The sequence below is a fragment of the Mucilaginibacter sp. PAMC 26640 genome (assembly GCA_001596135.1).
GTDB lineage: Bacteria > Bacteroidota > Bacteroidia > Sphingobacteriales > Sphingobacteriaceae > Mucilaginibacter.
The window spans coordinates 17,705-28,984 of sequence record CP014773.1; the positions used below are offsets into that span (position 1 = coordinate 17,705).

Here is an 11,280-nt window from a genome sequence, read left to right on the forward strand (position 1 = left end):
TTTAAAAAACGAATCATGGCAAAGATCATCACATTGGCGCACCAAAAAGGTGGCGTCGGCAAAAGCACACTAGCATTGAATTTGGCCCTCTGCTTTAAAGACCAATTAAGGGTAGCCCTGATCGATTCGGATCTGCAGGGCAGTATCTACCATCTGAAGGAAGATTTCCCGGAACTGGATATACTTGCACCTGAAACGATCAGTGAGATTCCCAACTTAGATTATGACCTTATTATCGTAGATACCCCTCCATACTTATCCAATAGGTTAAATGAATTATTCGGGTATTCAGATTATGTTCTGGTGCCTACAAAAGCCGGATTTTTCGACGTTATGGCGATCAAATCAACACTCGCCCTGATCAAATTCACTCAAGCCCAAAATCATAATTTGAAGGCCGGCATTGTGCTGAATATGTTAAAGCCAAGATCTGGTATTACGGCCGAGGTTGTCGAATTAATTCAAACCTTGGGCACTCCCTTATTAAACACTCGAGTCTTTGACCGGGTAAGTTTGGCAAGGTCATCCATGACCTCGGGCATCCTGAAAAGCACAGATCAAAAAGCAATAGAGGAAGTGACTTTTCTTGCGGAGGAGATCGTGGATTTAATCAGTGTATAAATGTAGCAATGAACATTTATACAAATGTTCATTTGAATAAACCTGCAATTGAACAAATGTAGGTTTGTTTAAATGTGCATTATAGCTTAACCGCCATGGATGATTATAAAAAGAAGCTGGGCAACCTGGCCAGTAAAATTAAAAACGAAACGCCGCAGACACCGATACAGCAGGTGCAACCCGTAAAGGCTTTAACAGTGCCTACGGTTGAGGAAGAGGCGCGTTTTAACAACTGGATACCAAAAGGTCTTAAAAGAAAAATCAAGGCCTACGGTGCTCAAAACGATGTTTCGCAAAAGGATATTACGATAAAGGCCTTACAGCAATTTTTGAAAGAAAATGGAAATGAATAATTCAAGTCGCGATGGATGTCATGGCAATTGAACATGGATTAAACTGCTGTCTTTTTGCAGTTAGCAAGATGTACGTTTGTACCACAAACGAATCTTGCCCTTCCCTCCAAAGTCGGTTCGGGGCCATGGTCAAACCCTCCGAAGTCGGTTTGTTAAAGACTATCTAATTATGGAAGTAGAAAATGAAAACCGTTCTAAATGGATCAAGATCCGCCTTAAACCCAGTGAAGAAGAACTACTGAATAAGCGCTATAAAAAATCCACATTTCAGAACCTAAGCGAATTCGGCCGGGCGATGATCTTAGGCGAGCCGGTGACTGTTATTCACCGGGACAAATCGATGGACGAAGTGCTGGAAGAATTGGCTTTACTAAGACGGGAGTTGAACTTTGTTGGTAATAATTTAAACCAGGCAGTCAGGAATATCAATAGTGCACACGGTTTGCCTGACAAAAGTTTATGGATGAATTTGTTAACCGTCATCAATGGAAAGCTGGAACCATCCATTAATCAGATTAAGGATAGGATGAATAAATACGCTGATTTATGGTCGCAAAAATTAAGAGCGGGAAAAGCCTGATCGGTGCTTTGATGTACAACGAAAATAAAGTTAAGGCGGGAAAAGCGAAGATGATATCCACCAATGGCTACACTAAAAGTGATGATAGGCTATCATTTCAAGATAAGCTTTTTAGACTGACGGACCTGGCTGAAAGGAATCTGCGGACCAAAACTAATACGGTACATCTATCGCTGAACTTTGATGTGAATGAAAAAATTGAGACCGATAAGTTGATCGATATCGCGGGTGACTATATGAAAAGGATCGGCTTCGAATTTCAACCATATCTGATCTATAAGCATTTTGATGCCGGGCACCCACATATCCATATCGTCACAACCAACATCCAGGCGGATGGCAAACGGATCAGCCTAAACAACATCGGCTTGTTGAAGTCTGAACCAGCGAGAAAAGCAATTGAAGAAGATTATGGATTGGTCAGAGCCAGCGATAAAACATTGGCTTTCGATGCGTCCGCAGACATTAAAATCAAGCCGGTGAATTATGGTGAAACCGATACTAAAAGAGCGATAACTAACATAGTCAACGAAATTGCGAAAAGCTATAAATATACTAGCCTGCCTGAATTGAACGCTGTATTGCAGCAGTACAATGTTTTGGCCGATAAAGGAAATAAGGGATCTGTGATGTTTAAACATGGCGGTTTAAACTATTGGATTACGGATAATACTGGTCAGAAAGTGGGTGTTCCGATCAAGGCGAGCAGTATTTATTTAAAGCCCACTATCAAGCTTCTTGAAGGGCGGTTTAAACTGAATGAGTATTTGCGAAAGCCATTCAAGGAAAAACTAAAAGAAAAAATTGATAATGCCATGCTAAAGGCGAAATCTTTCGAGCAATTTAAAAACGAGCTAAAAAAGAACAAGGTTTATATGGTGGTTAGACAAAATGCCGATGGCAGAATCTATGGTTTAAGTTACGTCAATCTTTTAGATAAAGTGGTATTTAACGGGAGTGATCTTGGAAAAGGATATAGTGCCGGAGCAGTCGTTGACGTCTTGCAATTGAAAAGTACCGGGAACGATACGCCAGCAGTTGAACGGACTTTCGAAAAAACAGAACAAACCACTACTATTAATGAATTGCCATTCAATCATACTATAGGCCGGAATTTGCTTGATGAACTATTAAATCCCCTGGAAAATAATCAAGGTATGCCAAGCCAATTCGGACCGAAGAAAAAGAAAAAACGCAGGAAACTAAATCTCTAAAACTTAGAAATCATGCAGACAGGAGAAAACGAACAAGCATTGCGAAAGATCATCGACTTCACCAGGTTTCTGGGAATCCTGGTACTGATATTTCATTTCTATTTCAGTTGCTATGGCGCGTTTAAAGAATTACATATCAGCTATGCAATAGTGGACAGGATTCTGGTTAATATCTATCGGCTACCTGTATTTAAAACGGTACTGGTCGTTAAGCTGGTCGCGATAGGTTTTCTAATCATTTCGCTGATCGGAACAAAGGGAAAAAAGGATGAACATATCAAGTTAGGGAATGCTGTTACCTATACCTTACTGGGATTAGTATTGTACTTTTTCAGTGCCATCTTATTTAAATTACAAGTTTCTCAACTTATTCTGGCGACTGCCTACATATCAGTTACAAGTATTGGATTTTTGCTTTTCCTGACCGGTGTTAGCAGAATGTACCGGATCATTAATGTCAATTTAAGTAAAGATATTTTCAATCACGAGAATGAAACGTTCCCGCAAGAAGAGCGTAAACTTGAAAATGAATATTCTATAAACTTACCTGCCAAATATAGACTCAAAGGTAAAGAGCGCAGCAGCTGGATAAATGTGATCAATCCTTTCAGGGGCTCGCTTGTGATGGGTACACCTGGTGCGGGTAAATCCTATTTCATTATTCGACACATCATTACCCAGCACATCAAAAAAGGGTTTACCATGTTCCTTTACGATTTTAAGTACGATGATCTAAGCCGGATCGCTTACAACACTTTGCTGAATCATAGCAAGGCCTATAAGGTTAAGCCTAAATTCTTTGTGATCAATTTTGAAGACCTGAACAGGTCTCATCGCTGCAATCCGCTTGACCCTACAAGTATGTGGGATATTACTGATGCGATGGAATCTTCCAGGACATTCATGTTGGGATTAAACAGGGAATGGATCAAGAAGCAAGGCGACTTCTTTGTTGAATCGCCGATCAACTTTGTTACCGCGCTGATCTGGTTTCTGAAGAAGTACGAGGATGGCAGGTATTGTACGCTGCCGCATGCGATTGAACTGGCGCAGGTCGATTACAAATACCTGTTCGCATTATTAAAAACGGAACCTGAGATCGAAGTATTGATCAATCCTTTTATTTCCGCCTGGCAGAATGAAGCTTACGATCAGCTGGAAGGCCAGATTGCCAGCGCCAAGATCAGTATGGCCAGGCTGGTATCGCCATCGTTATATTACGTGCTATCGGGTAATGACTTTTCCTTAGACCTGAATAACCCTGATGAACCGAAGATCATTTGTATGGGTAATAACCCTTTAAAACAACAGGTATATGGCGCGGTATTAAGTTTGTATATCTCTCGTACGATCAAGCTAGTCAATCAAAAGAACAGGTTGAAATGCAACCTGATCTTTGATGAGTTCCCGACTATTTATTTTAATAACATCGATAGCCTTATAGCGACCGCCAGGTCTAATAAGGTAGCGACCACGTTGGCAGTTCAGGATTATAGTCAACTCAAAAAGGATTACGGCCGCGAACAGGCCGAGGTGATCATGAATATTGTCGGTAATATCTTATCTGGTCAGGTCACCGGAGACACGGCAAAACAACTCAGTGAACGGTTTGGTAAGATCATGCAGGAACGAACCAGTGTTACGATCAATAGCCAGGACACTTCTATCAGCAAATCAACGCAGTTAGACTTTGCGGTTCCAGCATCAAAAATTGCAACCTTGTCATCTGGTGAATTTGTCGGACTTGTTGCAGATGACCCGGATAATAAGATCGCACTTAAAGTATTTCGCAACGAGATCATCAATGACCACCAAGCTATTAAAGACGAGGAAGCGGCTTACAAAGAATTGCCAATCGTAAGGCAGATTGATAGTGATATGGTTATGGCTAATTATCTGACGATCAAAAAAGAAATTGAGTCCATCATAACCAAAGAACTTGCTGCCAGGGTTGATGAATAATTTACAACGAGGGGGAGTAAAGGGTTGTAGTGTTTATGAGAGGATTGCCGCCGTATTCTATTTTTCTGCATTAATACCGATCAAAATAAGCGGATATTAAAGCTTTACTATTTAACTAAGTTGAAAAGTTAAACGACCCTTTTGTATCTGTTTTAGCCTTAACCATTCATGTTACTTTACATCAACTGATCTGACAGATTTGCCAATCTCCTCAGACAATAAATTGAAGTAAACACATGAAACACATACGTCAGGTCCCGGTCAGTATAACTTCCAGTTTGGTGATGGAAAGTGCGATGAGGCCTGCCGGTTATTCAGACTATCTGAAATTATCAAACATTGCCTATTCAGTTGCACCTTCTTATCTAACAGTTGGTAGTGGCAATGATAGAGAAGGCTGGCTGATACATATTTCAGTAGTGAGGCAGCAGATGACGGAATTGATGAGCCGGATACTACCCTGCCTTATCCACCAGCAAGTCGCCTTTAGTATTCCTCTTGACCTTGATCAACATACCAGAATACTTGATGGTCGTGCAGGACTTGAAAATGTTGCAAAAGTGGTTAACATTCAGGTTGACGACAACCGTCAATTCAATAAGATATTGATTGAATTGGCTGAAAAAACGATAGGATTAAAAGGCCCGGTGATCTATGATACCATATCCGTTAGTCGAGTGCTATACATTTCAAGGGGAAATCTGAATACCTTCATTCAATGTCCGGGGATAATATCTGTTTCGGATAAATCTCTTCCTATCAGCGCCTTATTAAAGAAGATCATGTCATCGAGCTTCGTTTGGCCAACAGAAAAAACCTTTCAAGTCTGTCAAAGAAAACCCAACCGGCTGATCAAGCTTAAATACGTTCCGATACAAACATTAAAAGTGGATCCCAAAGGTATCGTACTTAAATGTATCATGATTGACCGCCTTATCAATTTTAATTGGTGTGTACTAAAATTGGGCGAAAAGTTTCAGAGTTATGATGACGCTGGCAGAGATATCCAGGACCGGTTGGAATGGCAGTATGAACTTCACCAAAACCTATTTAATAAAATAAGAGTACCTGAGGCATTTGAACTTTTTTCTTTTGGAGACAAAAAAGCATTAGCTCTTCAGTTAATTCCCGGTCAGTCTATCGGTGAATATATCAATGCAGCATTTTCAGGAACAACATGGAATTATATGCCGAAAAATGGCCGGTCTGCCATTTTACACCAGCTCGTACAAATATTAAACATAACAGATAAGCTTCATCAGCTTGGCTTTATCCACAGAGATTTGAACCCTGAGAATTTTATTGTTACAGATCATAGCGAGGTCTACCTTTTAGACCTCGAATTGTGCTATTCCAAAGAAAGTAGTTATCCAGCGCCGGCATTTGCTTTAGGAACTTTCGGCTATATGTCTCCACAACAGATAAATCTTGAGACCCCGGATGAAACAGATGACATCTACGCTTTAGGTGCTATACTCATCCGGGCATTTACTGGCCTATCACCGCTGAAATTCAACCTCAGTGATCATGAGATACTTTACGATCAGCTTTATTATTTTATTGACGATGAAAAGGCCTGCAGGTTAACGATCAAGTGCCTCAATCATGATCCACGCTTAAGACCGCGGATAAAAGAAATTTTGGATATGCTCAGTTTGTTGCAGTCGAAGGTGGCCTTGAATACTAACGATACTCCGGCTGAACAAGCAAATATTAATAAAGAAACCTTAGACAAAACAATTGGCGCGGGTCTGGCAACATTGTTATCCTCTTACTACACTGATAACACTAAGTGCTGGAATTCCACGAGAACAGGCACTTTCTCCGGTATAGATGGGCCATTTAACCTACTCGTTCAGGCAGTTCGGTCTGGTTTTGAATTAAAGGGTGATCAGGAGGTGTTGGACCGCAACCTGGAGATATTGGAAAGCTATTTGACAGGAAGCAAAAAAGCCGGTATTGCTATCGGTGTTGATTTGCTACATAGCAGAACAACGTGGCTGAATCTCGAAAGTGCTGGTTTGGTCAAGCCGGATATTAATTTAAGAAATTGGCTACAGCATCCTGTGGGCGGCTTCGATACAGAAATCAGTTATACGATATCGGATCTGTTGAAGCATGGTCGTGTTCTAACACAATATTTGATCAATCTCCCAAATGAAAATTTGAGCGATCAGCTTGCTGTCATCATTGAACAATTGATTATACGTCAGGATTCTAATGGATCCTGGAAATTTGTGGGACAATCAAAAACAAAAAAGACTGACTTACCCCTCAGCTTTTTGAACGGAGTAGCCGGCATCGTTTCATTGCTGATCAGTTACACCCATTTAAAAGAAAATTGCAAGGTTGATAACACGGTCCAGAAGGCTTTGACCTATCTGCTACGCAGTCGTATTAAATTCCAGGGGAAAATGATATGGCCGGTTAGTGAACGTTCGACCGAGACCGATCCTTGGCTGGGTGCAGGTTTTACCGGAATTGCCTATGTATTTATTCAGGCATATGATCGCTATAGCAACATTATTTATAAGGAAGCTGCTGTCGAAGCTTTGATGGTTCACCCTGAGAACATTTCAAGCAATTTTATTGGGTTAAGCAATGGCTTATCCGGTCTGGCAGAAGTTTATCTGGAAGCCCATCGCATTTTCGGCGATGATTTATGGCAACGCAGGGCGCATCAGGTTTTACAATTTCTGATTCATACCGGCCAGGAAACAAACGGATACAGGTATTGGCAGGCGGACGATCATTTAGATGAAAATCCAAGCATGCTTTTTGGCCATGCTGGCATTGTACACTGTCTTCTGAGAGCGTCCGATCCCGAACATGTTAAATTCCCAATTTTTAATTTTTAACCTCATGAAAAAATTTGGTGTCGTTGGGCTGTTAACAAGCATTTTGATCATGCTGCTGATGTACACTGGTGTAAGCAAATTAGCGGATTTTGATCATTTCAAGAGGTCTATTCATTTACAGCATTTTCCGCTTTGGTTGGAGCACCTGTCGACCTTCGCCTTACCTGTGTCAGAAATTTTAGTTGCAGTGTTAATGGTTTTCGAAAGAACCCGGTTCACGGGTCTGGTCATGTCTCTCGGCATGCTGACGATATTCACCGGCTATATAGTTGCCATTATGCTCCATGTTTTGAACAAAACCCCATGCCCTTGCGGTGGTGCTATAGCTACGCTGACATGGCCACAGCACCTGTGTCTTAATTTATTGTTCATGGCGATCAATGGCATCGCAATATTATTAAATCATCATAAAATTACCCGGGCAAAATCTTTAGATGCCCAATAAGATATTTCACGCGCGAAATGAGGTCAAGGCCACTACCTGTAAAGTGGTTACATTTTTTAAAAATTACTTTTTATGAAAAAGATCAGAATGGGCTTGATGGCCCTTGCCGCAATCGCCGGCGCAGGAAGTGCATTTGCGATAAACCACCCAAAACCACGTGTTGGTACATTGTATTACGCGAAAATGATCAGTCCCGGGCAGTCAGTTTGGACAACTACGCAACCGGATGCTGATTGTACCCGCACGAGTGCATTGGCTTGTACCATTACCTCTACAAGCAGCGGTGTCACTAATTTGGCTCCCAATACCTTCCCGGCCCAAAAGTCTATCGTGAGCGGTAATGGCCTGGCAAGGGTTGCTAATCCTTAATTTGCCCGCAAACAAAAACGCTGCCCGTATGGGCAGCGTTTTTGTTATAATGTCAGTTGTTTCTGAATAATCTCGTTCAATCTGACTCCGTTATCTCGTCTGCAAGTCGCCGGATCCGGCAATTCAACAAATTTTCCTTCCGTGTCAAATAAGATGAGCGTAGGCGCACCTGTAATGTCAAAGTACCGCGTTATAGGATGATCGATTCCCAAACCCTCTGTATAAAGGTCGATTTCGCCAGGCGTGGTATAAATGCCTGAATTGGCATTCTTCATCCAGAGCGCTTTTGATTTATCAATACTAATGCTTAAAAAGACAACAGGCTTACCAGCGAAGGTTGACATCACATTTTTAATTACTGGTGGCATTAACCGGCAAGATCCGCAACCTGTAAACCAAAAGTCAAGAAACAATACTTTCCCTTTAAATGTTGATAGCGGCACTTTTTTTCCTGACGCGTCGGCCAGTGAAAAATTATAGATCACATTGCGGTCTTTCCTTACCTTCAGAATATCTTCAAGGCCCTCCCGGAATTCCTTATTGCGGAAATAGGATAAAGCATCTATACACAAACCGGCAATGTTTGCTTCCTGCCGCTTATTTTCATACAGTAACTCCGTTATTATACGTTCCCTTAAGTAACCATTAAAATGCGATTTGAAAAAGTTATAACACCTGAGCAGGTTGAAAGGGACTTTTTTCAAAACGACAGAGTCTAATTGATATTCAGCGAGTAAACCGAATGGGTAATTAGAAGTGTAAAGCATGGTGCGATGGCCATTTATTTGATTGGTGTCTAATACAGGCCTTCTCAGTTTTCTATAAGACCGCAAACTATCTTTTAACCATTCGCTTCTTTTGGCCGCGCTGAATAATACGTTATTTCTGCTTAAATAATTACCCGTTACTTCTGCTTTCAGTAAACAGCTCAGCTCTTTACTGATCAGCGATTTTGTCACATCGATAAGGGCTTGTTGCTCCTGAAATAAGGTTTCTCTTTGATTTAGATAAGACTTTACATCATTGAAATCAGAATAGCTTTTTGGTAAGCCGTATTTTAAAGAAATTTCATTCAAGTCATCGATCAACTTTAGTTTTTCATTCCCTTTTCCCGAAAAATAAAGTTGATCACTTTTCTGAGTGATTCGAAAATCATCTCCTCCCTCCAGTAAGTAAAAGCTCGTTTGAAGTTTGAAAATAACAGGACTATATTTTACAGAGTCCGATTCTTTCTTATCCAGGCGAATTTGAAAACGTAAAGGAAAATCGGAAACCGGGATACTGAATTGTGCAACCGAACCTGCTAACTTAGAACGGTACTCTTTTTCCGTTTTAGCTAACTGGGTGTTGAGTTGACCATATTTCTCTATAATAATGGAAATACTATCACTTTTTTTAAGGCTGGAAATTTCTAAAGTTATTCTGGCGGTTCGGTTCTGAGCCAACGTCAGCGTGGAAATTATCAAAAGCAGGATCGTTATGGAATTCTTTTTCATGTTTTAGTTATCTGGGGTTTTGAGTTATACCGCTGTAATTGATCTCGACGTCTGGGATGGGCCAGGCGTATCGGAGATCACCCGGTGCGAGCGCATAACGGGTGCCGTTCAAAATGCGGGTTTGTATGGTAGCCGTTTGCGGATTTTGATTTAATCTGCGGAGATCCGACCATCGCAGGCCGCGAAATAGAAGTTCTTTCCGGCGTTCCTGCAAAATTTTCGACAAGGCATCATTGGAAGAAACCGCTGTATAGTTCACGAATGTGCCAGGTTTCCACCGGGTCACCAGTAACGTATTGAGATCTTTCATCGCATTAGCCGTATCGCCCAGCCTGGCCTGGCATTCTGCCCGGATCAGGAAAAGCTCGTCCGTCGCGATACCGCTGTAGGGTTGGCGCTTGAAATCATAGGTGCCACGGAAATAAGGACTGTTATTCCTGACCACAAAGAAGACGGTCTTTCTCAAGTCGTTATCTGCGTACGAACGGTATAATAATGTGTCGGCAATGGAAACTGAATTGATGGAAGTAAGCGAGGTTACGGCAATTACCGAGTGAAAAATATCCTCATCAATATAAGTTGTGCTGATCGAGCGCGTCGATGGCCGGAGGTTGTTGTAATTTGTCAGGGTGGAATAAAAGGAAAGCGCTTTATCTGCAGCTTGATAGGCTTGCTGATAGTCGCCCATGGTCAGGTATACCCTTGCCAGCATACCATAGGCAGCTGGTTTAGATGGTTGCGTTTTATAGGCGCTCATTTCCGGCAACAGGTCTATTGCTCGCTGAAGGTCGGTGAGCACTTGCGCAAATCCTTCCTGAACGGTAGAACGGACGGATTTGATATTGATATCAGAGCTTAATCTGATCGGGATGCCGGGCGTATTAGCAGCGGTGGACGGCGCATAGGGCAGCGAAAATATTTCCAGCAGATCATAGAAGGCTTTGCCTCTGAAAAACAGGGCGTCACCTTTTATTTCGCTTGCCAGCGCAGCCTGATCGTCTGGTATGGCTATCTTCTCCAAAGATTCCAGAACACTGTTACAATAATATACTTGCGTATATTTAAGTGCCCAGTCAGGTACATTCTGGCCGGGAGTGTAAATGTCCTTAGCCCATGTGTAGGCGTTTCTTTCGCTATTCGACGAAAGGCCCTCCAGGACTGTTTGGGTTACGTAATAGTCATCGCATCCGACCTGACCCAGCGCAGGGTCGCCGTTGTTGAATGCGCGTTCGTCGTGCATCATATTGGCCAGATCATTGAGTGTTCCGGGGACAAATAGCTGCTGATCTGTTTTGGCATCAAGAAATGCGTTTTCCTTGCGGCAACCGGTGACCAGTATGCCGAGCAAGAATGTTGGTATTATCAATTTGAAAAGTTTCATA

General features: G+C 41.9%; 10 protein-coding genes. 8 read left to right on the forward strand and 2 right to left on the reverse strand.

Annotated features, from left to right (window positions below; genetic code table 11):
• Positions 1–15 precede the first annotated feature (15 nt).
• From A0256_00100 to A0256_00135, 8 genes are all read left to right on the forward strand, one after another.
• On the forward strand, positions 16–621 hold the full coding sequence (locus A0256_00100; GenBank protein ID AMR29925.1) for an ATPase: 606 nt from the start codon (positions 16–18) through the stop codon (positions 619–621).
• 95 nt (positions 622–716) lie between these two features.
• Positions 717–974: a hypothetical protein gene (locus A0256_00105; protein AMR29926.1), complete on the forward strand. Its 258-nt coding sequence runs from the start codon at positions 717–719 to the stop codon at positions 972–974.
• Positions 975–1,143: 169 nt separating this feature from the next.
• Positions 1,144–1,554 (forward strand): hypothetical protein, encoded by a 411-nt coding sequence (locus A0256_00110; GenBank protein ID AMR29927.1) that lies wholly within the window; start codon positions 1,144–1,146, stop codon positions 1,552–1,554.
• A complete protein-coding gene (locus tag A0256_00115; GenBank protein ID AMR29928.1) occupies positions 1,521–2,768 on the forward strand; it encodes a hypothetical protein in 1,248 nt (415 codons plus the stop codon). The genes A0256_00110 and A0256_00115 overlap by 34 nt, the downstream gene beginning before the upstream one ends.
• A gap of 12 nt (positions 2,769–2,780) precedes the next feature.
• Positions 2,781–4,730, forward strand: a complete 1,950-nt coding sequence (locus A0256_00120) for a conjugal transfer protein TraG (protein ID AMR29929.1) — start codon at positions 2,781–2,783, stop codon at positions 4,728–4,730.
• 236 nt (positions 4,731–4,966) lie between these two features.
• Entirely contained in the window at positions 4,967–7,588 is a 2,622-nt protein-coding gene (locus A0256_00125; GenBank protein ID AMR29930.1) for a hypothetical protein, read from the forward strand.
• Entirely contained in the window at positions 7,560–8,033 is a 474-nt protein-coding gene (locus A0256_00130; GenBank protein AMR29931.1) for a hypothetical protein, read from the forward strand. Before A0256_00125 ends, A0256_00130 begins: the two co-directional genes overlap by 29 nt.
• Positions 8,034–8,105: 72 nt before the next feature.
• The gene (locus A0256_00135) at positions 8,106–8,402 is read left to right on the forward strand and encodes a hypothetical protein (GenBank protein AMR29932.1); all 297 of its coding nucleotides are present in this window, start codon (positions 8,106–8,108) and stop codon (positions 8,400–8,402) included.
• A gap of 44 nt (positions 8,403–8,446) precedes the next feature.
• Here the strand turns inward: A0256_00135 and A0256_00140 are convergent, their stop codons facing one another.
• Together A0256_00140 and A0256_00145 are read right to left on the reverse strand one after the other, a co-directional pair.
• Entirely contained in the window at positions 8,447–9,898 is a 1,452-nt protein-coding gene (locus A0256_00140) for a hypothetical protein (protein AMR29933.1), read from the reverse strand.
• 7 nt (positions 9,899–9,905) lie between these two features.
• Positions 9,906–11,279, reverse strand: coding sequence for a hypothetical protein (locus tag A0256_00145; protein ID AMR29934.1), 1,374 nt, complete (start codon positions 11,277–11,279; stop codon positions 9,906–9,908).
• Position 11,280 lies beyond the last annotated feature (1 nt).